The organism is Streptomyces tsukubensis, from assembly GCF_003932715.1.
GTDB classification, from domain to species: Bacteria; Actinomycetota; Actinomycetes; order Streptomycetales; family Streptomycetaceae; genus Streptomyces; species Streptomyces tsukubensis.
Genome location: NZ_CP020700.1, coordinates 6,788,832 through 6,810,536 on the forward strand (window position 1 = coordinate 6,788,832; position 21,705 = coordinate 6,810,536).

Below are 21,705 nucleotides of genomic sequence, written 5' to 3' on the forward strand. Positions count from 1 at the left end.
GCCCGTGCGGGAAGGAAGCCCCGTCGGCCGGGTGCTGCTCCCGGGCTGCCGTCGGTGGTGGCCACGGCGGTACGCCTCCGGCGGCCCGGGTCCCCCTCACGGGGCGTCACCTCCGCCGAGCGGCAGGCGGGCCAGGGCCCTGGCGAACCGGGTGTGCGGCGCCTCGCCGGCCACCGCGAGCGCGTCCTCCGCCGTGTCGACATCCCGCAGCACCCGCAGATCACGCACGGTGAGCCCGGCGTCGACGAGCCGCTTTCGCTGCAGCGCGCCCGTGTCCGGCCGGGACATCGGCACTCCGCGTACCAACTCGGGCTTCGGTACGGCGAACCCCAGCGCCCAGAATCCGCCGTCCACCGCCGGCCCGAACCATGCGTCGCAGCCGTGCCAGGCGTTCCCGGCGAGAACCGGGGCGAGCAGAGCGGGGGTGACCTGAGGGGTGTCCATGCCGATCAGTACGGCCGGTCCGGCACAGAGCGCGAAAGCGGCGGCCAGCCGGACGTCCAGCGACCCGGCGCACTGCGCCACCACCTCGAAACCGTGCGGAAGCCAGCCGCCGGGCGTCCCGTCGAGGACGAGGACCCGGCGCCGTACCGGGGCATCCGCCACCGCGGCCAGCGAGTCGGCGAGAGCCGCTTCGGCGAGCAGCGCCGCCTGACCGGGGGAGTAGGGCGGGGTGAGCCGGGTCTTCACCCGGCCCGGAACAGGTGCCTTGGCGATCACCAGAAGTGTGGTCACGGGACGTTCCGGCGGTCGGGGACCGGCGGTTGCAGGGCGAGCACCGCCCGCATGTCCCGTACTGCCTGCCAGGTACCCCGCCAGGTCCCGGTGACCTTCGACCTGCCCGCCCGGGGGAGATAGGGCACATCCGTCTCCCGCACCCGCCAGCCCGCGTCCGCGGCGCGGACCACCATCTCCAGCGGATAGCCACTGCGCCGGTCGGTCAGCCCCAGACCGAGCAGGGCTTCCCGGCGCGCGGCGCGCATCGGCCCGAGATCGCGCAGCCGGAGCCCCGTACGGCTCCGCACCATCCGGGAGAGCGCAAGATTCCCCACCCGGGCGTGAACGGGCCAGACGCCCGGGCCGGTCGGGCGCCGCCGCCCGAGCGCCAGCTCGGCTCGCCCGAGTGCCACCTCACGTACCAGCGCGGGCAGCAGCCCCGGATCGAGGGAGGCGTCGCAGTCGCAGAAGCAGACGATGTCGGCGGTGGCCGCGCGGAGCCCCGTGTGGCAGGCGGCGCCGAAACCCCGGCGGGGCTCGTGCACCACGGTCGCGCCATGGGCTCCGGCGATGTCCGCGGAACCGTCCGAGGAACCGTTGTCGACGACGATGGCCCGCCAGTGCGGCGGGATCCGCGCCAGCACCCAGGGCAGCGCGGCTGCTTCGTTCAGACAGGGGAGGACGACATCCACCGCCGCGGGGCTGGGCTCGGGCACTCGCCCACCCTAGAGAGCCGTCGTGAGGATTCCCGGCATTGTTGCTACGAGTCCCGCGGTGTCCCGCCGCCCGGCGTCCGGAGGCCGCTGTGCGCGAACTCCGTCATCCCGTCGGTGAACCCGATCCGCGCCCGCCACCCCAGCTCGTCGGTCAGCCTGCGCGAGGAGGCCGTGATGTGCCGGACGTCGCCCAGCCGGAACTCTCCGGTGACCACCGGCTCGGGGCCACCGTGGGCACGGGCCAGGGCGTGTGCCATCTCCCCGACGGTGTGCGGCTCCCCGCTGCCGGTGTTGAAGACGGCGAGGGCCCCCGGCTCCCGGCCGGACAGGGCCTCCAGCGCGACCGCACCCGCGGCGGCCACATCCCGGACATGGACGAAGTCCCGCCGCTGCCCGCCGTCCTCGAAGACCCGCGGCGCCTCACCGCGGGCCAGCGCCGAACGGAAGAACGACGCCACCCCCGCGTACGGGGTGTCCCGGGGCATCCCCGGCCCGTACACATTGTGATACCGGAGGGAGACGGACCGCCCACCGGTCGCCCGCGCCCACGCGGCGGCCAGATGCTCCTGGGCCAGCTTCGTCGTGGCGTACACATTGCGCGGATCGGCCGGCGCGTCCTCGCCCACCAGCCCGGGGGCCAGGTCCGCACCGCACTCCGGGCAGCGGGGTTCGAAGCGGCCCGCCTCCAGGTCCGCCGCCGTGCGCGGACCGGGCCGGACCCAGCCGTGCCGGGGGCAGTCGTACCGCCCCTCCCCGTACACCACCATCGACCCGGCCAGCACCAGATCGCGGACGCCCGCATCGGCCATCGCCGCCAACAGCACAGCCGTGCCCAGGTCGTTGCAGCCGACATAGTCCGGCGCGTCGGAGAACCCCGTGCCCAGCCCCACCATGGCCGCCTGATGACTCACCGCATCGACCCCGCGCAGCGCCTCGGCCAGCGCGCCCCGATCCCGTACATCCGCATGGACCAGCTCCGCACCCGCCGACGCACCCGCCGACGCACCCGCCGACGCGCCCGCCGACGGGGATGCCCCGTGCGCCGACGGCAACAGGGCATCCAGCACCACCGTCTCGTGACCACGGGCGGCCAGCTCCGCCACGATGTGCGAGCCGATGAAACCCGCGCCTCCGGTGACCAGTACACGCATACGGAGGACCCTAAGCCGCGGGAATGCCGGTGCGGCGCAGGCGGCACGGTGTCTCCTGACCCGCGTGATCCCCGGGTGCACCGGTCGGCGGACAGGGGGAGTACCTGCGGGTGAACCGGGCGGCACCCGCGTGGCCGCCCGGTCCTGTGGTGGTAACAGCTACGGGGATGCCCCGCCCAGCCGAACCACCACCGCCCGTTCCGGCCCCCCGCCCGGCCGTCCCCGAAGGACTGCGGGTCGCCGCCGCCTATGCCTGGCGCGTCGCGGTGGTGGCCCTCGTCGTCTACGGGGTGTTCTCCCTCCTCGGCCGCGTCCACCAACTCGCCCTCGCCGTCTTCCTGGCCCTGGTGGCCACGGCGGTGCTCCGGCCGACCGCCGGGCTGCTGGCCCGGAGGCTGCCCCGCGCTCTCGCGGTCGGGCTGACGGTGACCGGCGCCATCGTCCTCGTCCTCGGTGTGCTCGCGCTGATCGGTGAGACCGTCGCCGGGCAGACCGGCACCCTGTCGCGGGAGTTCCGCAGCGGCTTCGACCGGATCACGAACCTGCTGGAGGGGCCGCCCTTCCGGCTCCCGCACCACACCCTGAACGACTTCCGGTCCCAGCTAGGCGACGTGCTCTCCGCCCACCGCTCCGAGATCCTGAGCACCGCACTCAGCGGCGCCGGGCGCGTGGTCGAGCTGTTCACCGTCTTCGCCCTCGCCGTCTTCTGCTCCGTCTTCTTCATCCACTCCGGCGAGCGCTACTGGGCCTGGTTCTGTACGGAGTTGCCGCAGCGGTTCCGCGGCCGTACCGCAGCGGCGGGACGAGCGGCCTGGCGGACCTTCACCGGATACACCCACGGCGTGCTGCTCGTCGCGCTGACCAACGCGGTCCTCGTGGGTATCGCGCTGACCCTGCTCGGCGTGCCCTTGGCGCTACCGCTGGCACTGCTGGAGTTCTTCGCCGCGTTCGTCCCGCTGATCGGGTCGCCCATCGCCCTGTCCGTCGCCGTCCTGGTCGCGCTGGCGTCCAAGGGACCGCTGGTGGCAGGTCTCGTACTGGTGCTCATCGTCGTCATCGGCCAGATCGAAGGCCACCTCCTGCACCCCCTGCTGATGAGCTGGGCGGTCCGCCTCCACCCCGTCGTGGTGGCGCTCGCCGTGATCGGCGGCGCCGTCACGGCGGGTGTGATCGGTGCGGTGGTGGCGGTGCCCCTGATCGCCGTGCTCTGGTCGGTACGGCTGACGCTGAAGGGCACCCCCGAGGACCCCGGCAGCAGCGAAACCCCCTGAAGGTTCCGTACCGGGGCCGGTGCGGGGTGTCAGCCGCGGAAGACGTCCTTGGCCTTCTCCTTGGCCTGCCGGGCGTTGCCCTCGGCCTCCTTGGCCCGGCCTTTCGCCGCCTGCTCGTCATTGCCGACCGCCCGGCCGGCCTGCTTCTGGACCTTGCCCTTGAGCTCCTGGGCCTTTCCCTTGGCCTTGTCGTGGTGGGCCATCGAAGTCACACCTTCCTGAGCCGGGCGCCGTCCGGGTACGGCGCCGATGTCTGCCGGGTGCCCGGCGGTTCCCGCGGTAAACGGGCCACGGAGCGCTGCCCCCCGTAGCCGACGGTGAACAGCCGCTGCCCGCGGGACGGGCCGGACGCGCCCTCCGTCAGGGGTGCAGAGCGCTACGGAGTTCGTGCAGGAGGGTGTCGATGTCCGACGGGGTGGTCCGGTGGTTCGTGATGCAGGCGCGGAGGGCCGGTTCGCCCAGGACCCGGGTGGTGGAGATCCAGGCACGTCCGCCCGCGGTGAGCCGGGCGGCTATCTCGGAGACCGGTGAACCGGCCGCCTCCGCCGGAGGGCGGAAGCAGACGACCGGCAGCTCGGTGGCATTGACGATTTGCCAGCCGTCGCGGGTGAGCCCGCGGCGGAGCCGGGCTCCCAGCCGGACATCGTGTTCGAACTGGCGTGCGTAGCCGTCGCGGCCCAGGACGGCGAGGGTGAGGAAGAGCTTCAGACCGGTGAACCGGCGTGACCACTGGAGTGAGTACGTGTAGGGGTCTTCCGCAAGATCGGTGGCGGCGGGCATATAGGCGGTGTCGACCCGGAACGTCCCGTGCAGTTCCGCCCGGTGTCTGCACAGGAACATGCCCGCTCCCATCGGGACCGAGAACCACTTGTGGGCGTCGACGGTGACGGAGTCGGCGCGCTCGATGCCCGCGAGCAGCGGGGCCAGCCGGGGCGACAGGGCGACGGCGCCCGCCCAGGCGGCGTCGACGTGCAGGTGCAGCCCCCGGTCGGCGCAGACGGCGGCGATATCGGGCAGCGGATCGACGGCGCCGGTACCGGTGGTGCCCGCGGTGGCCACCACCAGGAACGGAACCCGGCCCGCGGCGCGGTCCCCGTCGATCGCGGCGCGCAGGGCGGCGGTGTCCATCGTGAGCGCGGGGGTGACGGGGACGAGACGGACGGCCTCCCGCCCGAGACCGCAACTGTGGGCGATCTTCAGCCAGGCCAGATGGCTGTCCTCGGAGGCGTACATGACGGGCTGCCCCGGCAGGGCGCGGATGCCGTGGTCCGGGTACGCGGGGAAGGCCCGGGTCATGGCGAGGAGCACCGCCGTATGGTTCGCCTCGGCGCCGCCGCTGGTGAAGGAGCCCGCGATCTCGCCGGGCGGCAGGCCCAGCGCTTCGCCCATGAACCGCAGCAGATGGCGTTCGATCTCGACGGCGGCGGGCGCATGGCTCCAGACCGCGAGCTGGGGGTTGACCGCCGCGGCCAGCGCCTCGCCGACGACCCCGGCGAACGCCGGAGCCGGGTTGAAGAGGCCGAAGTAGGTGGGGGACGAGGTGGGCAGGGTCCAGTCCCGCAGCATGGCCGTGACATCGTCCAGGACCTGCCCCAGCTCACCGGGGGTGCCGAATCCGTACCGTTTCAGCCGCTCGCGGATCTCCGCCGGTGTCGCCTCACCGGGGCCGGCCTCCCGGTTGGAGGCCGACGCCAGTTGTTCCTCGACGATCCGTTCCAGCGTGCGCCATGCCTGCGCCCGGCCGTCGGCATCGAGGTCGAGACCGGTCTCGTACGGGGCGGCGGCACCGTCATGGGAACCGAGTTCTTCGCTCATGGCCGGACGCTAATCGGACGGGCACCGGTCCGGCTGGCGGTTTTCGGACGGAGCGCTGCGCCGGTGCCCGGCGGCCCGCGGCACCGGCTCGCGGATCAGGGGACGCGGGCCGTCCACTCCTCCGAGGCGAACTTCGTCCGCACCAGCTCCCGCGCCCGGGCCAGCTCCTCGTCCGTGACCTTGCCCGTCGTCAGCCCGTACCGTCCGCGGAAGGAGTCGATCATCCGCTCGATGACCGTGTCACGCGGCAGTCCGGTCTGCCGCCGCAGCGGGTCGACGCGCTTCTTCGCGCTCTTGGTGCCCTTGTCGGAGAGCTTCTCCCGGCCGATGCGCAGCACCTCGGTCATCTTGTCGGCGTCGATGTCGTACGCCATCGTCACATGGTGCAGGACCGCGCCCGGGCCGCCGTCGGGGCCGACCATCCGCTTCTGCGCGGCCCCGGCCACCTTCCCGATCTCGGTCGCGATGTCGTTCAGCGGCTGGTACCAGGCCCGGATGCCCATGTCCCCGAGCGCCCCGAGGACCCAGTCGTCCAGATACGCGTACGAATCGGCGAAGGACAGCCCGGAGACCAGTGCCTCCGGCACCGAGAGGGAGTACGTGATGGTGCTGTGCGGCTCCGCGAACATCGCGCCGCCGCCGGAGATCCGCCGGACCACGGTCACTCCGTGCCGGGCCGCGCCCTCCGGGTCGACCTCGTTGCGCAGCGACTGGAAGCTGCCGATGATCACGGCGGGGGAGTCCCACTGCCAGACCCGGAGGGTCGGCGGCCGGTGCCCGGCCGCCACCTCGGCCGTGATCACTTCGTCCAGGGCCATGTGCAGGGCGGGCGGCTGCGGGGGCTCGTGGATCAGCTGCCAGTCGTAGTCGCGCCAGTCCGTGGCCTGGGCGAGCGCCCTGCGCACGGCGACGGCCACGGACTCCGGGGTGAAGCCGAACAGCACGGCGGACGCGGGCAGCGCCGCGTCGATCCGGGCCCGCAGCCCCGCGGTGTCGGTATCCGCCGGGGCTCCCTCCAGGGCCGCGTCGATCCCGGCGATGGCATCGTCCGGCTCCAGGAAGAAGTCACCGCTGACCCGGACGTCCTTCAGTCTGCCGTCCGCCACGTCCAGATCGACGACCACCAGCTTGCCGCCCGGGACCTTGTACTCTCCGTGCACCGCACACCCTCCGCCTGCTCACGCAACGCCTGCTCACGACGCGTCCGCTTGCGGAACACCGGGCTCGCGGAGCGTCTGCTCGGCACAACCGCCGCACGGAAGGGGTTGTTCCCCGGAGGGCCGCTACCCGCGCCCCTCGGCCGCCGCCAGCACCAGATCGGCGGCCCTTGCGTAGGCGCCCTCCTGCGCGCCGCTCAGCGGCTCGGTATGCGCGGCGATCCGGAACACCAGCGCCCGCAGCAGCATCTGCCGCCACTCCGGCAGCCCCGACCAGCGCTCCAGCAGTGGCGCGCCCGCCTCCCACCAGCAGACCGCGTCCACCGCGACGACCGCGGCCGCCCAGGCCTCCGGCCGCCAGTACAGGGCCCAGTCGATCACCGCGGGGGGCGCGTCCGGCGCGAACAGGACATTGCCCAGCAGATCCCCGTGCACCAACTGCGAGGGTGCCGACACCGGCCGGCGCTCCGCCAGCAGCGGCTTCAGCAGGACCGACCCCGGCCCCTCGGCGCTCCCGGCCGCGCCGGTGTCACCTTCGCCCTCGCTCTCGCCGAAGGCCAGCCGGTCCGCCCGGGCCCACGGGTCGTCCCGTACGTCCAGGAACCGCGGCCGGGGCAGCCCCGCCACCGCGGCGTGGAACGCCGCACCGGCCCGGATCACCTCGTCCGGCCGGTACGGATCGGCGGCACCCGGCAGCCACCGCGAGGCCTCCCAGCCGCCCGACGACCAGGATCCGTCGGCCGCCGGAACCGGGCGGGCCACCCGGAAGCCGTCGCCCTCCGGCAGATGACAGAGCACGCCCGCGCGCCAGGGCGTCTCGGACGCCAGCGCCACGGGCTTGAGCACCAGGGCGCCGCAGCGCCAGGCCGTGCCCTGACCGCCGGACAGGGGTTCCGCCGGCTCGGTCGCCCCGAAGGCGGCGAGAACGGCGGCCGGAGGAGCGGAGTTGTGGTCCATGTCACCGCAGCGTAGGGGCGATTCGCCCCGTACGGGGAACATTTCACCGGGACGCGATGAACTCCCGGTGCCCAGGCCCGGGCCGCGCTCCGGAAGCCCGCGCATCCGTGCTTAGCTGGACATATGATCGAAGACTTTCTCCAAGGGGACCTGTCCGATGTCGAGGAGGCGGTCCGCAAGGCCGCGGCCGCGGAGATCATGCCGAGGTTCCGGCAGCTGGCCGCGGACGAGGTCGTCGAGAAGAGCGGACCGCACGACCTGGTCACCGCCGCGGACCGGCTCGCCGAAGAGCATCTGACCGCGGCCCTGACCGCGCTGCTGCCCGGCTCGGTCGTCGTCGGCGAGGAGGCCGTGCACGCCGACCCGGCCGTGTACGACGCCGTCAACGGCGACGCGCCGGTGTGGATCGTCGACCCGGTCGACGGCACCCGCCAGTTCGTCCGCGGCGACGACCGCTTCTGCACGCTGGTCGCCCTCGCCCACCACGGCGAGCTGCTCGCCTCCTGGACGTACGCCCCGGCCCGCGACGAACTCGCCGTCGCCGTCCGCGGCGGCGGCGCCCGCCTCGACGGGGTCCCGCTGCACGCCGGATCGCCCGCGCCGGACGCGGTGCTCCGAGTCGCCACCTCCCACCCCGACTACACGACGGACGCCCAGAAGCGCGCGCTGCTGGGCCTTCGGATCCCCGGTATCAACCCGAACCCCTGCGGCGCGGCCGGGATGGAGTACCTCGACCTGGCGCGCGGCACGCTGGACGCGGTCGCCTTCTCCTGGGAGGCCGCCTGGGACCATGCGGCCGGGCTCCTGCTGGTGACCGAGGCGGGCGGCGCGCACCTGACGTCGGCCGGTGTGCCGTTCCGGATCGGCGGCGGGAACGCGCTCCCGTTCACGGTGGCCCGTGACATGGCCACGGCCCGCCGCGTCCTGCAGGCGCTGAAGTCCTGACCGCCTGACACCGGCCGCGGGGGCGCGGGGGCGTCCGTGGGATGTGGCGCCGCGGCCTGCGGCGCTCCCGGCCCCGGGGGGAAGCCAGGGGCCCTCGTACGTATGAGGTACGCCCCCTGGGCCACCGCCCGGGGCGCCGCCACCGCCCCCGGAGGGCCGCGGCGGAGTACCCGGGAACGCCCGACGGCCCGGAAGGCACTCCCCGCGCACGACGGCACAGTGGGGGGAGCGTGCATGCCGGGCGGGACTCTGCGCACCCGGCCCGGGGGCTCAGGGGCCCGCCCGCGGCACCCCCGGCCCGCCGGGCGCCCCGGCCGGAATATCCTGGGGGCTGCCGGCCGTCGCCCGACGAAGGAGTCCGAAGGTGCCGTCGATGCTCGATACCGTCGTTGTGGGCGCCGGGCCCAACGGGCTGACGGCCGCCGCCGAACTGGCCCGCCGCGGTTTCTCGGTCGCCGTCTTCGAGGCCTTCGACACCGTCGGCGGCGGGGCCCGCACCGAGGAGCTGACCCTCCCCGGCTTCCGGCACGACCCCTGCTCCGCGGTCCACCCCCTCGGCATCGGCTCGCCCGCCTTCTCCGCGATGCCGTTGGAGCGGTACGGACTGGAGTGGCTCCACCCCGAACTGCCGCTCGCCCACCCGTTCCCCGACGGCACCGCCGCCGTCCTGGCCCGGTCCGTCGGAGAGAGCGCCATGTCGCTCGGCGTCCGGGACGCGGGCACCTACCGGCGCCTCGTCGCCCCCTATCTGGGCCACTGGGACGACCTCGCGGCCGACTTCCTGCGCGTCCCCTGGGACGGGCCGCCCCGCGACCCGTACCGCTTCGCCCGCTTCGGGCTGACCGCGCTCCGGCCCGCCACCTGGACGATGCGGCGCTTCGCCGACGAGAAGGCCCGCGGACTCTTCGCCGGGCTCGCCGCCCACGCCATCGCCTCCAACACGGGCATCGCCACCACCGGTATCGCCCTGATGTTCGCCCTCGCCGCGCACGAGCGGGGCTGGCCGCTGCCCCGCGGCGGCTCCCAGGCGATCTCCGACGCCCTCGCCGCGTACCTCCGCGAACTCGGCGGCACGATCCACACCGGGGTGGAGGTCAAACGGCTCGACGAACTCCCGCCCGCCCGCGCCTATGTCTTCGACACCTCCCCGTCCGCGCTGGCGCGGATCGCCGGACTCGGCGGAGCGTACGACCGCTACCGCTACGGCGCCTCCGTCTTCAAGGTCGACTACGCGCTGTCGGGGCCGGTGCCGTGGACGGCGCCGGAGGCACGTACCGCCGGAACCGTCCATATCGGCCCCACCGCGGCGGAGATCGAAGCCGCCCTCCAGGCCGCCGTCACCGGGCGCGAACCGCACACCCCCTTCCTGATCACCGCCCAGCCCAGCCTCGTCGACCTGTCGCGCGCACCCGAGGGCAAGCACGTGTTCTGGGCGTACGGACATGTGCCCGCGCACTGGGAGGGCGACGCCACCGAGGTGGTCGAGCGCCAGATCGAACGCTTCGCGCCCGGTTTCCGCGATCTCGTCGTCGCCCGGGCCGTCGCAGGACCGCCGCAGCTCGCCGCGCGCAACGCCAACTACGTCGGCGGCGACATCGCCTGCGGCGCCTTCGCCGGACTCCAGACCGTGCTGCGGCCCAAGCTCGCCCGGGTGCCCTACGCCACCGCCCACCCCGCGGTCTTCCTCTGCTCCTCCGCCACCCCGCCCGGACCCGGTGTCCACGGAATGTCGGGTCACTGGGCGGCGAAGGCGGTCTGGCGGAAGCTGCGGGCCACCGGCTGACCCGTACCGGACACTGCCCGGGCCCGGCACGAACACCGTCCGGGCGGTGGGATGATGACGCCATGACCCAGCGACCCGCCGTCGTCCTCGTCCGCGGTGACATCACCGAGCAGCGGGTGGACGCCATCGTCAACGCCGCGAACACCTCACTCCTCGGCGGCGGCGGAGTGGACGGCGCGATCCACCGCGCGGGCGGCCCCGAGATCCTCGCGGCCTGCCGCGCCCTGCGCGCCTCCCACTACGGCAAGGGCCTCCCGACCGGGCAGGCCGTGGCGACGACGGCCGGGAAACTCGCCGCGGGCCATGTGATCCACACCCCCGGCCCGGTCTGGTCCCGGGAGCACGACCGCAGCGAGCTGCTCGCGTCCTGCTACCGCGAGTCGCTGCGGGTGGCGGCGGAACTGGGCGCCGGGACGGTCGCCTTCCCGGCGATCTCGACGGGGATCTACGGCTGGCCCATGGACGACGCGGCCCGGATCGCGGTCCGCGCGGTCCGCGAATCGGCGGCGCCGCCGCTGACGGAGGTGCGGTTCGTCCTGTTCGACGAGTACGCGTACGAGGAATTCGCCGCGGCCCTGCGCGCGACGGCGCCCTGACCCCAACGGAAGGCTCTCCCGGTCCACGGCCCGGAGCACTGCGGCCGCCCGCCGGGTTCCACGACGGCTCGCCGCGGCAGCACCCCCGCATACCCCGCCCCGGGGCGCGGCAGGCCGGAGGCGGCACACCCGCCCCGGTCGCCGTGGGCTTCGGCCGGACCGGGCACCGGCCCGCCCGGCGGGACAGCGCCTGCCGCGCCCCGGACCGGAGCGGGACCGGCGTGGGCGGACCTGCTGACCTGGAGGTCCGTCTGCGTGCCCGCCCCGTGGGGCAGAAGGCCCTGCCCCTCCGGGCCCGGTGCCGGAGGCGCAAGGGCCATGTCGGAAACCCGCCAGCCCCGGGGTTCCGGATGCAGGATGCTGGAGCCATGCACCACGACATCGAACGCTGTGTACGCGCCGTTCAGTCGAAGGACGCCCGCTTCGACGGCTGGTTCTTCACCGCCGTGCGCACCACCGGGATCTACTGCCGGCCGAGCTGCCCGGCCGTCCCGCCCAAGCCCGCGAACATGACGTTCTACCCCAGCGCCGCCGCCTGTCAGCAGGCCGGATTCCGGGCCTGCAAACGGTGCCGGCCCGACACCTCGCCGGGATCCCCCGAGTGGAACGCCCGCGCCGACACCGTCGCCCGGGCGATGCGGCTGATCGGCGACGGTGTCGTCGACCGCGAGGGCGTCCCCGGTCTGGCCGCCCGGCTCGGCTACTCCACCCGCCAGATCGAACGGCAGCTCCGCGCCGAGCTGGGCGCCGGGCCCCTCGCCCTGGCCCGGGCACAGCGGGCGCAGACGGCGCGGGTGCTCATCGAGACCACCGGCCTGCCGATGGCGGAGATCGCCTTCGCCGCCGGATTCGCCTCCGTAAGGACCTTCAACGACACCGTGCGGGAGGTCTTCGCGCTGGCCCCGGGCGAACTGCGGGCCCGCGCCGCCCGGCGGGCCGGGAATCCGTCCGCCGCCACCGGGTCCCGTACCCCCGGGGCGATCACCCTGAGGCTCCCGTACCGCGCCCCGCTGAACCCGGACAATCTCTTCGGACACCTCGCGGCGACCGCCGTACCCGGTGTCGAGGAGTGGCGCGACGGCGCGTACCGGCGCACCCTCGGCCTGCCGTACGGGCACGGCATCGTCGCGCTCGCCCCCCGCCCCGACCACATCGCCTGCAAGCTGCACCTGACCGACGCCCGCGATCTGACCATCGCGATCAGCCGGGCCCGGTGGCTGCTCGACCTGGACGCCGATCCGGTCGCCGTCGACGAGCAGCTCCGTACGGACCCCCTGCTGCGGCCCCTGGTGGACAAGGCGCCCGGGCGCCGGGTGCCGAGGACGGTGGACGCGGCCGAATTCGCCGTCCGCGCGGTCCTCGGGCAGCAGGTGTCGACGGCCGCCGCCCGTACCCACGCCGCCCGGCTGGTCACCGCCCACGGCGAGCCCGTCGAGGACCCGGAGGGCGGACTCACCCGGCTCTTCCCCGGACCTGCCGCACTGGCCGGGCTCGACCCCGAGGCCCTGGCCCTGCCCCGCAGCCGACGCACCACCCTCACGACACTGGTCGCCGCGCTCGCGGACGGCACCGTCCGCCTCGGAGTGGACAGCGACTGGGACGAGGCCCGGGCCCGGCTGTCCGCACTGCCCGGCTTCGGACCCTGGACCGTCGAGGTCGTCGCGATGCGGGCGCTCGGTGATCCGGACGCCTTCCTCCCCACCGACCTGGGCATGCGCCGGGCCGCGAAGGCGCTGGGGCTCCCCTCCGGTCCGGCCGCCCTCACCGCGCACGCCGCCGCCTGGCGGCCCTGGCGGGCGTACGCCGTCCAGTACCTCTGGGCCACCGACGACCATCCGATCAACTTCCTCCCGCACGACGAGAAGGTTCCCGCATGACCCCCGCAACCCGCACGCCCCTGACGACGCACACGGTCATCGACAGCCCCTACGGTCCCCTCACCCTCGTCGCCACCGACGGCGTCCTCAGCGGTCTCTACATGAGCGAACAGCGCCACCGCCCCGGCGACGAGACCTTCGGTGAACGGTCGGCGGAGCCGTTCGGGGAGGCGATCCGCCAGCTCGACGCCTACTTCGCCCGCGAACTGACCGAGTTCGACCTGCCGCTGAACCTCGCGGGCACCGAGTTCCAGCGCCGCGTCTGGGAGCAACTGCTGCTCATCCCCTACGGCGAGACCCGCACGTACGGCGAACTCGCAGAGGAACTCGGCAACCCCAACGCCTCCCGCGCCGTCGGACTGGCCAACGGCAAGAACCCGGTGAGCATCATCGTCCCCTGCCATCGCGTGATCGGCTCCACCGGCAACCTCATCGGCTACGGCGGCGGTCTGCCCCGCAAACAGCGGCTCCTCGCCTTCGAATCGGGCCGGGACACCGAACCGGACGCGTTGTTCTAGCAGTTCGCCGGGCGCCCGCCGCCCGGACGCCTCCGACGGTGGGGGAGATAGCGTGTGCCGCATGGCTGAGATCGCTGGGGTGGAGATCATCGCTTTCCCGGACGCCGCTGCGTTCGAGAGCTGGCTGGCCGAGCACCACGGGCGCCACGAGGGCGTGTGGATCAAAGTGGCCAAGAAGAAGTCCGGCATTCCGACGGTCACCGAAGACGAACTGGTCGACATCGGGCTCTGCTACGGCTGGGTCTCCGGCCAGCGGCGGTCCCTCGACGAGCAGTACTACCTGCAGAAGCACGTGCCACGCCGGCCCAGGAGCCTGTGGTCGCAGGTGAACGTCGACAAGGTGGCGGCGCTGACGGCCGCGGGCCGGATGCGCGAACCGGGCCTGGCCGAGGTGCGCAGGGCGCAGGAGGACGGCCGCTGGGCGGCGGCCTACGCATCGCAGCGGACCGCGGCCGTACCGCCCGCCCTCGCGGCGGCGCTCGCAGCGGACCCCGAGGCCGGGAAGGCCTTCGAGGCCCTCGACAGGACCGGGCGCTACCAGCTGATCCTGCCGCTGCTCCAGTCGCTCACACCGGAGGCCCGGCAGCTCCGGCTCGACAAGGCCCTGCGCGCGCTGAGGAGCGCTGACGGTCCGCAGTGACCCGGCCGCCGTGCCCCTGCGCCCGCCCGGCGCGCCGGTGCCGCGTCACCGCGGACCGGTCGCAGGGGAGGAGACCGCGACCCCCACCGGGACCCGCTCGTCCACCGCACCGATGACCGCCGCCACCGCGTCCCCGTCCCAGCCGCCGTACAGCTCGATCAGGTCGGGCCCGCCCTCGAACCCGCCCTCGAACCCATCCGTGAACCCGGACACGACCGCCGCTCCCGCGCCCGGCTCGGGCACCGCGACGTACGTCGACGTGTTCGGGCCCACCGTACGGACGAAACGGTCCACGGCCGGGTCCGCGCCCGGCTGGACGTACAGGAACAGGGCCCGCTGGACCTCGCCCGCGATCGCCCGCTCCTTGTAGCGGGCGACGTCGAGGAGGGACTCGAAGCCGAAGAGGACCGTGCCGACGCGGGCCCGTCCCCGGACCGCGGCCTCGACCGCGGCGAGCCACGGAAAGCCCGTGGCGCCGCAGAGTTCGATACCGGTCACACCCCGGTCGGCGTACTCCGCGGCGAGGGCCGCCGCGGCCGCCGGGTCGGGGGCCGTCAGGATGTGCACGGCCGAACCGTCCGGACCCTTGAGGACCACGGGCGGCAGGGGCTCCCCGCCGTCCGCCGCGTCCTCGCCCCGGAAGATGATCGCCCGGTCGGCTGCCATGGTGTACTCCCCGTATCGGGGCCGGGCGGACGTGCTGCCGTCCGCCGGGCCGTCGGTCCGAGGCGCCGTATGCGCCCCGTACCGTCTCAACACCGGCCCCCGGCAAGGGAATTCCGCCCGGACCGGTTCAGTGGGCCGGGAGCCCGTCCACCAGCTCCACCGCGCCCGAGCCCGACTCCAGCGCGTCCAGCGCCGCCGTGATCCGGTGGCCCAGGGACCCGAGGAGATGGTCGGGGATGTCGTCCCGCCCGATCAGCCGCCACGACAGCAGTTCGTCCTCCTGGAGACTGATCGCGTCGAGCCGGTCCGGGCCGAGGACCCCGCCGTCGTACACATAGGCCACGATCGGCGGCCGCAGCGGGCCGCGTACCCAGTCGACCGCCAGCAGCCTGCCCGGCTCCACGTCCAGCCCGATCTCCTCCAGCGTCTCCCGCCGGGCGGCCTCCCGCGGGGTCTCGCCGCCGTCCGACTCGACCGTGCCGCCGGGCAGCGCCCAGCCGTCCCGGTAGTTGGGTTCGACGACGAGCAGTCGGCCCAATTCGTCCCTGAGCAGCACGGCAGCGCCCGAGAGGACACGGGGCAGGGTGGCGATATAGGCGCTGTACGCGCTGTCGCTGTCATGATCCGTGGTCACCCCCGCAGCCTAGGTGCAATTCCACGATTTCCGCGGCCCGGGTCCGGGTTTCCGGGCCGCGGGATGTCCCTACCGGGGCTGCGGATTCCGTTTCCGGCCTGCTTGTCCGGGGCGCCGGAGCTGTCCGGAAGACGGGGATCCGGGTGCCTCCCGGATCCCTTTCACCGTGCTGTGCTCCCCGCTTCCGCGGCCCCGGTCCTGGCCTCCGCCAGCCGGACCGTCCGCCGGGCCAGCTCCGTCACGCTCGACCCGTCGAACCCGAACACGGCGCTCCGCACCCGGTCCTCCAGCGGCTCCGTCCACTGCGCGGGCAGCGCCGCCGCCCCGCACAGGACGCCCGCGACCGAGCCCGCCGTCGCCCCGTTGGAGTCGGTGTCGAGGCCGCCGCGGACCGTGAGGGCGATCGTCCGGGTGAAATCGCCCGCCCCGTACAGCAGTCCCGCCGTCAGCACCGCGGCGTTCGGGACGACGTGGATCCAGCCCAGTCCGGCGGTCCGGCGCTCCATCTCGTCGAGCGTCCCGGCCCAGTCCGTGCCCGCGTCGTGGAGCGCGATCGTATGCCGGACGGTCCGCGCCAGCCGGGAATCCGCCGGTACCCGGTCCAGACCCGCTGTCAGGGCGGCCCGCGGCCCGTCCGCGGTGAACGCGGCGGCGATCGTCGCGGCCGCCCACACCGCGCCGTGGACCCCGTTGCCCCGGTGCGACAGCGCCGCGTCCCGGCGGGCCAGGGCCGCGGCGGCGTCCGGATCGCCCGGGCAGGTCCAGCCGAAGACGTCCGCCCGGATCAGGGCGCCGATCCACTCCTGGTACGGATTGTCGTGCGATGCGGTCTCCGGCGGGCCGATCCCGTCGACGAGATTCCGGTACGCCGCCCGCTCCGCGGTGAACGTCTGCAGATACGGCAGCCGCTCCAGCCACACCCGGCCCACCTGCTCCGTGGTGAACCCGAACCCGTACGTCTCCAGCAGGTGCAGTCCGAGGATCGCGTAGTCCACGTCGTCGTCCCGGCAGCTGCCGCTCACCCGCCCCCGGACGCACTCCCGCCACTCGGGTCGCAGGTCGAACTCCCCGGGCGCGGCGTCCGCCGGGGGCGGCGGCAGATAGCCGGTGAGGGGCAGCGCGTCCGTACGCCGCAGATAGGCGTCGATCCGGGCGCGGGTCCAGTAGTCGCCGCGTTCGACGGGTTTGCCGAGCATGTTGCCCGCGATCCGGCCCAGCCAGCCGCCGAGGATCCGGTCGGCCGGTACGCGCCCCCGCTGGCCCCCGTTCACCGTGCCTGTCATATCCGTTTCGTACCCCGTGAGGGCTGGCATGTCCCGGGAACCCCCCGATAGGCTCGCCGTGGCGCGACTGCCTGTTCGACAGCAAAGGACGCAAGGTGACGGACGGCGCAGTTATCCAGTCCGCGCGCGAGCCCCGGGTGCTCGTGGCGGCTGACAAGTTCAAGGGTTCGCTGACGGCGGTCGAGGTCGCCGAGCGGGTGACGGTCGGGCTGCGGCGGGTCCTGCCCGGCCTGGCGGTGGAGTCCCTGCCCGTCGCCGACGGCGGTGACGGCACGGTCGCGGCCGCGGTGGCCGCCGGTTTCGACCGCCGTACGGTACGGGTCACCGGACCGCTCGGGGAGCCGGTCACCGCCGCCTACGCCCTGCGGGACGGCACCGCGGTCGTCGAGCTGGCGGAGGCCTCCGGACTCCACCTCCTCCCCGGCGGGGTGTTCGCCCCCCTGACCGCGACCACGCACGGCTGCGGCGAGGTGCTGCGCGCCGCACTCGACGCCGGGGCGCACACCGTGGTGCTGGGTGTCGGCGGCAGTGCGACGACGGACGGCGGGGCGGGCATGCTCACCGCGCTCGGCGCCCGGTTCCTCGACGCGGACGGTACGGCCCTGCCGCCCGGCGGCGGTGCGCTGGCCGGACTCGCCACGGCCGATCTGTCGGGGCTCGACCCCCGGATCGGGGACGTCCGGCTGGTGCTCGCGAGCGATGTGGACAATCCGCTGACCGGCCCCAAGGGCGCCGCCGCGGTCTACGGCCCGCAGAAGGGCGCGGGACCGGCCGAGGTCGCCGCTCTGGACTCGGCCCTCGCGCACTACGCCACGGTCCTCGGCCCGGAGCTCGCGGACGCGCCGGGCGCGGGGGCCGCCGGGGGCGTCGGCTATGCCGCGCTCGTCGCCCTCGGAGCGGGCTTCCGGCCCGGGATCGACGTGATGCTCGACGTCCTCGGCTTCGCCGCCGCATTGGACCGGGCCACGCTCGTGATCACCGGGGAGGGGTCGCTGGACGCCCAGACCCTGCACGGCAAGGCCCCGGCCGGGGTCGCGGCGGCGGCCCGGGCCCGCGGGGTCGATACGGTCGCGGTCTGCGGCCGGCTCGCACTGCCCCCGCAGGAGCTGGGTCGGGCCGGGATCCGCCGCGCCTACCCCCTCCTCGCCGTCGAACCGGACCCGGAGCAGTGCATGGCCCGCGCGGGCGAACTGCTGGAACGGGTGGCCGGTGACATCGCCCGGGACTTCCTGACCTGAGGGCACGGAACGCCGTGTGACCGCCGGTACGGTGCCGGACCGCGCGCGGCGCCGCGCGACGGGTGCGACGGGCCGGAGACGGCGCCGGGCCGCCCCCGGGGCGGACCCGACCGTACGCCGGGCCGCCCGGCCGCTGGTCACAGCGGTACGGTCCGCGGCGGCCGTACCCCCGCCGGGGCTACCGAGACCGCTGGGGACTGCCGGGACTACCGGTGACTCCGGGCCCGGGGGAACGCGCGCGCCGGACATGCCGGAGGCCCGGATGCGTGATGCATCCGGGCCTCCGGGCCGTACGAAAGCCGTCCGCGGCTACGGCAGCTGCGCCGCCCGCGCCTCCCGGCGGTTGTACCGGAAGGTGTTCACCCGGCGCGCCGTGGCGAAGAGCGGGATCACCGCACCCAGCACCACCTGGAGCGCACAGCCGGTCTGGAGCAGCAGCTGACCGCCGGGGGCGTCGAACGCCCAGGCCGCCAGGAGCCCCATCGCCGAGACGATCCAACCGAGCATCGCCACCGCGAGCACCCCGCGGGGCTTCGGGTACTCGACCCGGCTCACCATCAGCCATGCCGTACCGATGATCGCCAGCAGGGTCGGGATGAACGGCAGCTCCAGCAGCACGATGGAGACCACCGTCAGCGCGCCGAAGGGGCTCGGCATGCCCTGGAACATGCCGTCCTTCATCGTCACGCAGGAGAATCTGGCCAGTCTCAGCACCACCGCCAGCAGCACCACGATCGCGGCCACCGCCGAGACCCGCTGATGGGCGTCGTCCGCGACCATCCCGTAGACCAGGACGAAGTACGCGGGCGCCAGACCGAAGCTGATCAGGTCGGAGAGGTTGTCCAGCTCCGCGCCCATCGGTGAGCTGCGCAGCTTGCGCGCGACCAGTCCGTCGCAGAGGTCGAAGATCGCGGCGAGCAGCATCAGGATCACGGCGGTCGCGGCGCTGTGCCGCGCCATGCCGGACTCCCCGCTGCCCTGGAGATGCGGGATGAGGATGCCGGTGGTGGTGAAGTACACCGCCATGAAACCGCAGGTGGCGTTGCCCAGGGTGAGGGTGTCCGCTATCGACAGCCGCAGGGAGAGGGGCATCTCCTCGCCGTCGGTCCCCCCGGACTCCGCCGCCGTGTCCCCGGCCCAGCCCGAGGTCTGCGCGGAGGCCTGGGTGTCGGGATCAAGCACGGTCAATGCGAGTCACCCCCGCGGTGGTGGTCTGCCCGACTTCGACCGCGACCTCGATGCCCTCGGGGAGGTAGATGTCGACGCGGGAGCCGAAGCGGATCAGCCCGATGCGGTCGCCCTGCTCGACCTTGGTGCCCTCGGGGAGGTAGGGGATGATGCGCCGGGCGACGGTACCCGCGATCTGGACCAGCTCGATATCGCCCAGCTCCGTGTCGAAGTGCCAGACAACGCGCTCGTTGTTCTCGCTCTCCTTGTTGAACGCCGGAACGAAGCCGCCGGGGACGTGCTCGACGGAGGTCACCGTGCCGGCCAGCGGAGCGCGGTTGACGTGGACGTTCAACGGGCTCATGAAGATCGCGACGCGGGTGCGCCCGTCCTTCCACGGCATGATGCTCTGCACCACGCCGTCGGCGGGCGAGATGACCCGGCCCTCGGCGATCTCGCGCTCGGGGTCGCGGAAGAACCACAGCATGCCCGCCGCGAGCGCGGTGGCGGGCCCGGCGATGATCGCGGCGCTGCGGGAGCGGCGGGCACGGGCCAGGCTGACGGCTGCGGTGGCAACGGTCGGCAGGAGCCACGGCGAGCTGCCACGGGCCAGGCGTACCTTCGGGAAACCGTCGCGTGGTGCAGAGTTCTGGCTGTGGGGCATGGATGACCTTCGTAGCGGACGATGCCGCGGGTGTCAGGGGACGGCGGCTTTCCGGCGATGCTAGCGGTTGTCGGCAGCAACTGGGAAAGCCAGCAGCCGAGTCGGCGACGGGAAGAGAGGGGTGACCGGGGCCGGATGTGATCGACTTCGCGTCGCCGCCAGGTTTAAACCCGGGTGAACGCGACAATCAACCCTGGATTCGGTACTCCTCCAGCAGTCGGCGCCCGATGATCATTTTCTGGATTTCGGCGGTGCCTTCACCGATCAGCAACATCGGGGCCTCCCGGTAGAGACGTTCGATCTCGTACTCCTTGGAGAAGCCGTAACCGCCGTGGATACGGAACGCGTCCTCGACGACCTCCTTGCAGTACTCCGACGCCAGATACTTGGCCATCCCGGCCTCCAGGTCGTTTCGCTCCCCGGAGTCCTTTTTGCGTGCAGCATTCACCATCATGGCATGGGCCGCCTCGACCTTGGTAGCCATTTCGGCCAGTTTGAACTGAACCGCCTGGTGGTGGGCGATCTGCTTGCCGAAGGTCCGGCGCTGCTGGGCGTACGAGATCCCCAGCTCGAAGGCGCGCTGCGCGACCCCGCAGCCACGGGCGGCGACATTGACCCGGCCCACCTCGACGCCGTCCATCATCTGGTAGAAGCCCCGGCCCGTGGCCCCGCCGAGCACCCGGTCCGCGGGCACCCGCAGCCCGTCCATGATCATCTCGGTGGTGTCGACACCCTTGTAGCCCATCTTTTCGATCTTGCCGGGGATGGTGAGCCCCGGTTTGACCTCGCCGAAGCCGGGCTCCTTCTCCACCAGGAAGGTCGTCATCGACTTATGCGGCGCCGTGCCCTCCGGGTGGCCTTCGTCACTGCGCACCAGCACGGCGACCAGGGACGAGGTGCCTCCGTTGGTCAGCCACATCTTCTGGCCGGTCAGTACGTACTCGTCGCCGTCCCGCACCGCCTTGGAGGTGATCGCGGACACATCGGAGCCCAGCCCCGGCTCCGACATCGAGAACGCGCCCCGCACCTCGCCCGCAGCCATCCTCGGCAGGAAGGCGTCCCGCTGCTCCGCCGTGCCGTGCTGCTTGAGCATGTACGCGACGATGAAATGGGTGTTCACGATGCCCGACACCGACATCCAGCCCCGGGACAGCTCCTCCACACAGAGGGCGTAGGTCAGCAGGGACTCGCCAAGACCCCCGTACTCCTCCGGGATCATCAGCCCGAACAGGCCCAGCTCCTTCAGGCCCTCCACGATCTGCGCCGGATACTCGTCCCGGTGCTCCAGCTCGGTCGCGACCGGCAGGATCTCCTTGTCGACGAAGTCCCGGACCGTCCCCAGGATCTCCCGCTGGACGTCCGTCAGCCCGTACGTCTGCCCCAGCCGTGCCATCACCGCTCCCCCCGCTCCACCGGCTCCGGGCGGCCCGGCTGGTCGCCGCCCCGCTCCTTTACATACGTCTCCGTGGGAACCATCACCTTGCGCCGGAAGACACAGACGAGAGTGCCGTCCTGCTTGTAGCCCCTGGTCTCCACGTGCACGATCCCGCGGTCGTCCTTCGACCTCGACGGGGTCTTGCCGAGAACGGTCGTCTCGCCGTAGACCGTGTCGCCGTGGAAGGTCGGCGCCACATGCCGGAGCGACTCGACCTCCAGATTGGCGATCGCCTTGCCCGACACATCGGGTACCGACATGCCCAGCAGCAGCGAGTAGACATAGTTGCCCACGACCACGTTCCGCCCGAAGTCCGTCGAACCCTCCGCGTAGTGCGCGTCGAGATGGAGCGGATGGTGGTTCATGGTCAGCAGACAGAACAGATGGTCGTCGTACTCGGTGACCGTCTTGCCGGGCCAGTGCTTGTACACGGCGCCGACCTCGAACTCCTCAAAGGTGCGGCCGAACTGCATCG

The 21,705-nt window shown here is 73.3% G+C and carries 22 protein-coding genes; 8 read left to right on the top strand and 14 right to left on the bottom strand.

The annotated features are described in order from the left end of the window. Window positions 1-96: 96 nt before the first annotated feature. The 3 genes from B7R87_RS28235 to B7R87_RS28245 are packed head-to-tail and all read right to left on the bottom strand — an operon-like array spanning window position 97 to window position 2,584. Window positions 97-735 (bottom strand): TIGR04282 family arsenosugar biosynthesis glycosyltransferase, encoded by a 639-nt coding sequence (locus tag B7R87_RS28235; RefSeq protein WP_006345608.1) that lies wholly within the window; start codon window positions 733-735, stop codon window positions 97-99. After that, a complete protein-coding gene (locus B7R87_RS28240) occupies window positions 732-1,433 on the bottom strand; it encodes a glycosyltransferase family 2 protein (protein ID WP_006345607.1) in 702 nt (233 codons plus the stop codon). The genes B7R87_RS28235 and B7R87_RS28240 overlap by 4 nt, the downstream gene beginning before the upstream one ends. Window positions 1,434-1,477: 44 nt before the next feature. After that, window positions 1,478-2,584 (bottom strand): NAD-dependent epimerase/dehydratase family protein, encoded by a 1,107-nt coding sequence (locus tag B7R87_RS28245; protein WP_006345606.1) that lies wholly within the window; start codon window positions 2,582-2,584, stop codon window positions 1,478-1,480. A 167-nt stretch (window positions 2,585-2,751) separates the two neighbouring features. Here B7R87_RS28245 and B7R87_RS28250 point away from each other — a divergent pair, with 167 nt between their 5' ends. Next, complete coding sequence (locus tag B7R87_RS28250; protein ID WP_006345605.1) at window positions 2,752-3,855, top strand: AI-2E family transporter; 1,104 nt, start codon at window positions 2,752-2,754, stop codon at window positions 3,853-3,855. A 29-nt stretch (window positions 3,856-3,884) separates the two neighbouring features. Here the strand turns inward: B7R87_RS28250 and B7R87_RS28255 are convergent, their stop codons facing one another. From B7R87_RS28255 to B7R87_RS28270, 4 genes are all read right to left on the bottom strand, one after another. Then, a complete protein-coding gene (locus B7R87_RS28255; protein ID WP_006345604.1) occupies window positions 3,885-4,058 on the bottom strand; it encodes a CsbD family protein in 174 nt (57 codons plus the stop codon). Window positions 4,059-4,215: 157 nt separating this feature from the next. Then, on the bottom strand, window positions 4,216-5,670 hold the full coding sequence (locus B7R87_RS28260; RefSeq protein WP_006345603.1) for a pyridoxal phosphate-dependent decarboxylase family protein: 1,455 nt from the start codon (window positions 5,668-5,670) through the stop codon (window positions 4,216-4,218). A gap of 95 nt (window positions 5,671-5,765) precedes the next feature. Then, entirely contained in the window at window positions 5,766-6,830 is a 1,065-nt protein-coding gene (locus B7R87_RS28265) for a lipoyl protein ligase domain-containing protein (RefSeq protein WP_006345602.1), read from the bottom strand. A 123-nt stretch (window positions 6,831-6,953) separates the two neighbouring features. Continuing rightward, window positions 6,954-7,784 carry a TIGR02569 family protein gene (locus B7R87_RS28270; protein WP_006345601.1) on the bottom strand — a complete coding sequence of 277 codons (831 nt, stop codon included), beginning with the start codon at window positions 7,782-7,784 and terminating at the stop codon, window positions 6,954-6,956. Between the two features lie 123 nt (window positions 7,785-7,907). On the opposite strand from B7R87_RS28270, the gene B7R87_RS28275 reads away from it, so the two are divergent. The 6 genes from B7R87_RS28275 (at window position 7,908) to B7R87_RS28300 (ending at window position 14,143) form a co-directional block, all read left to right on the top strand. After that, on the top strand, window positions 7,908-8,729 hold the full coding sequence (locus tag B7R87_RS28275; RefSeq protein ID WP_006345600.1) for an inositol monophosphatase family protein: 822 nt from the start codon (window positions 7,908-7,910) through the stop codon (window positions 8,727-8,729). A gap of 364 nt (window positions 8,730-9,093) precedes the next feature. Continuing rightward, entirely contained in the window at window positions 9,094-10,512 is a 1,419-nt protein-coding gene (locus tag B7R87_RS28280) for a phytoene desaturase family protein (protein WP_040913445.1), read from the top strand. Window positions 10,513-10,574: 62 nt separating this feature from the next. Further along, entirely contained in the window at window positions 10,575-11,108 is a 534-nt protein-coding gene (locus tag B7R87_RS28285) for an O-acetyl-ADP-ribose deacetylase (RefSeq protein WP_006345598.1), read from the top strand. A gap of 368 nt (window positions 11,109-11,476) precedes the next feature. After that, the gene (locus B7R87_RS28290) at window positions 11,477-12,985 is read left to right on the top strand and encodes an AlkA N-terminal domain-containing protein (RefSeq protein ID WP_006345597.1); all 1,509 of its coding nucleotides are present in this window, start codon (window positions 11,477-11,479) and stop codon (window positions 12,983-12,985) included. Further along, window positions 12,982-13,503: a methylated-DNA--[protein]-cysteine S-methyltransferase gene (locus B7R87_RS28295; protein ID WP_006345596.1), complete on the top strand. Its 522-nt coding sequence runs from the start codon at window positions 12,982-12,984 to the stop codon at window positions 13,501-13,503. Before B7R87_RS28290 ends, B7R87_RS28295 begins: the two co-directional genes overlap by 4 nt. A gap of 61 nt (window positions 13,504-13,564) precedes the next feature. Next, window positions 13,565-14,143: a YdeI/OmpD-associated family protein gene (locus B7R87_RS28300; RefSeq protein WP_006345595.1), complete on the top strand. Its 579-nt coding sequence runs from the start codon at window positions 13,565-13,567 to the stop codon at window positions 14,141-14,143. Window positions 14,144-14,188: 45 nt separating this feature from the next. Here B7R87_RS28300 and B7R87_RS28305 read toward each other — a convergent pair whose 3' ends face one another. The 3 genes from B7R87_RS28305 to B7R87_RS28315 all read right to left on the bottom strand — a co-directional run bounded on the left by B7R87_RS28305 (window position 14,189) and on the right by B7R87_RS28315 (window position 16,726). Further along, on the bottom strand, window positions 14,189-14,809 hold the full coding sequence (locus tag B7R87_RS28305) for a DUF6506 family protein (RefSeq protein ID WP_006345594.1): 621 nt from the start codon (window positions 14,807-14,809) through the stop codon (window positions 14,189-14,191). A 127-nt stretch (window positions 14,810-14,936) separates the two neighbouring features. After that, complete coding sequence (locus tag B7R87_RS28310; protein ID WP_006345593.1) at window positions 14,937-15,443, bottom strand: NUDIX domain-containing protein; 507 nt, start codon at window positions 15,441-15,443, stop codon at window positions 14,937-14,939. Window positions 15,444-15,604: 161 nt separating this feature from the next. After that, on the bottom strand, window positions 15,605-16,726 hold the full coding sequence (locus B7R87_RS28315) for an ADP-ribosylglycohydrolase family protein (RefSeq protein WP_006345592.1): 1,122 nt from the start codon (window positions 16,724-16,726) through the stop codon (window positions 15,605-15,607). 95 nt (window positions 16,727-16,821) lie between these two features. Here B7R87_RS28315 and B7R87_RS28320 point away from each other — a divergent pair, with 95 nt between their 5' ends. After that, window positions 16,822-17,964, top strand: a complete 1,143-nt coding sequence (locus tag B7R87_RS28320; RefSeq protein WP_187144524.1) for a glycerate kinase — start codon at window positions 16,822-16,824, stop codon at window positions 17,962-17,964. A gap of 309 nt (window positions 17,965-18,273) precedes the next feature. Here B7R87_RS28320 and pssA read toward each other — a convergent pair whose 3' ends face one another. The 4 genes from pssA to B7R87_RS28340 all read right to left on the bottom strand — a co-directional run bounded on the left by pssA (window position 18,274) and on the right by B7R87_RS28340 (window position 21,703). Further along, the gene (pssA, locus tag B7R87_RS28325; RefSeq protein ID WP_006345590.1) at window positions 18,274-19,152 is read right to left on the bottom strand and encodes a CDP-diacylglycerol--serine O-phosphatidyltransferase; all 879 of its coding nucleotides are present in this window, start codon (window positions 19,150-19,152) and stop codon (window positions 18,274-18,276) included. Beyond that, window positions 19,139-19,795 carry a phosphatidylserine decarboxylase gene (locus tag B7R87_RS28330; protein WP_006345589.1) on the bottom strand — a complete coding sequence of 219 codons (657 nt, stop codon included), beginning with the start codon at window positions 19,793-19,795 and terminating at the stop codon, window positions 19,139-19,141. Before B7R87_RS28330 ends, pssA begins: the two co-directional genes overlap by 14 nt. A gap of 187 nt (window positions 19,796-19,982) precedes the next feature. Next, window positions 19,983-21,188 carry an acyl-CoA dehydrogenase family protein gene (locus B7R87_RS28335; protein ID WP_006345588.1) on the bottom strand — a complete coding sequence of 402 codons (1,206 nt, stop codon included), beginning with the start codon at window positions 21,186-21,188 and terminating at the stop codon, window positions 19,983-19,985. After that, window positions 21,188-21,703 carry a MaoC family dehydratase gene (locus tag B7R87_RS28340; RefSeq protein ID WP_006345587.1) on the bottom strand — a complete coding sequence of 172 codons (516 nt, stop codon included), beginning with the start codon at window positions 21,701-21,703 and terminating at the stop codon, window positions 21,188-21,190. Before B7R87_RS28340 ends, B7R87_RS28335 begins: the two co-directional genes overlap by 1 nt. Between the last annotated feature and the right edge of the window lie 2 nt (window positions 21,704-21,705).

What these genes read in the sequence shown, in the direction of transcription:
- B7R87_RS28275 (WP_006345600.1), top strand. Translation starts at nt 7,908, where the DNA reads ATGATCGAAGACTTTCTCCAAGGGGACCTGTCCGATGTCGAGGAGGCG.
- B7R87_RS28250 (WP_006345605.1), top strand. Translation starts at nt 2,752, where the DNA reads ATGCCCCGCCCAGCCGAACCACCACCGCCCGTTCCGGCCCCCCGCCCG.
- B7R87_RS28315 (WP_006345592.1), bottom strand. Translation starts at nt 16,726, where the DNA reads ATGACAGGCACGGTGAACGGGGGCCAGCGGGGGCGCGTACCGGCCGAC.
- B7R87_RS28245 (WP_006345606.1), bottom strand. Translation starts at nt 2,584, where the DNA reads ATGCGTGTACTGGTCACCGGAGGCGCGGGTTTCATCGGCTCGCACATC.
- B7R87_RS28300 (WP_006345595.1), top strand. Translation starts at nt 13,565, where the DNA reads ATGGCTGAGATCGCTGGGGTGGAGATCATCGCTTTCCCGGACGCCGCT.
- B7R87_RS28270 (WP_006345601.1), bottom strand. Translation starts at nt 7,784, where the DNA reads ATGGACCACAACTCCGCTCCTCCGGCCGCCGTTCTCGCCGCCTTCGGG.
- B7R87_RS28260 (WP_006345603.1), bottom strand. Translation starts at nt 5,670, where the DNA reads ATGAGCGAAGAACTCGGTTCCCATGACGGTGCCGCCGCCCCGTACGAG.
- B7R87_RS28340 (WP_006345587.1), bottom strand. Translation starts at nt 21,703, where the DNA reads ATGCAGTTCGGCCGCACCTTTGAGGAGTTCGAGGTCGGCGCCGTGTAC.
- B7R87_RS28295 (WP_006345596.1), top strand. Translation starts at nt 12,982, where the DNA reads ATGACCCCCGCAACCCGCACGCCCCTGACGACGCACACGGTCATCGAC.
- B7R87_RS28285 (WP_006345598.1), top strand. Translation starts at nt 10,575, where the DNA reads ATGACCCAGCGACCCGCCGTCGTCCTCGTCCGCGGTGACATCACCGAG.
- B7R87_RS28305 (WP_006345594.1), bottom strand. Translation starts at nt 14,809, where the DNA reads ATGGCAGCCGACCGGGCGATCATCTTCCGGGGCGAGGACGCGGCGGAC.
- B7R87_RS28330 (WP_006345589.1), bottom strand. Translation starts at nt 19,795, where the DNA reads ATGCCCCACAGCCAGAACTCTGCACCACGCGACGGTTTCCCGAAGGTA.
- B7R87_RS28290 (WP_006345597.1), top strand. Translation starts at nt 11,477, where the DNA reads ATGCACCACGACATCGAACGCTGTGTACGCGCCGTTCAGTCGAAGGAC.
- B7R87_RS28255 (WP_006345604.1), bottom strand. Translation starts at nt 4,058, where the DNA reads ATGGCCCACCACGACAAGGCCAAGGGAAAGGCCCAGGAGCTCAAGGGC.
- B7R87_RS28335 (WP_006345588.1), bottom strand. Translation starts at nt 21,188, where the DNA reads ATGGCACGGCTGGGGCAGACGTACGGGCTGACGGACGTCCAGCGGGAG.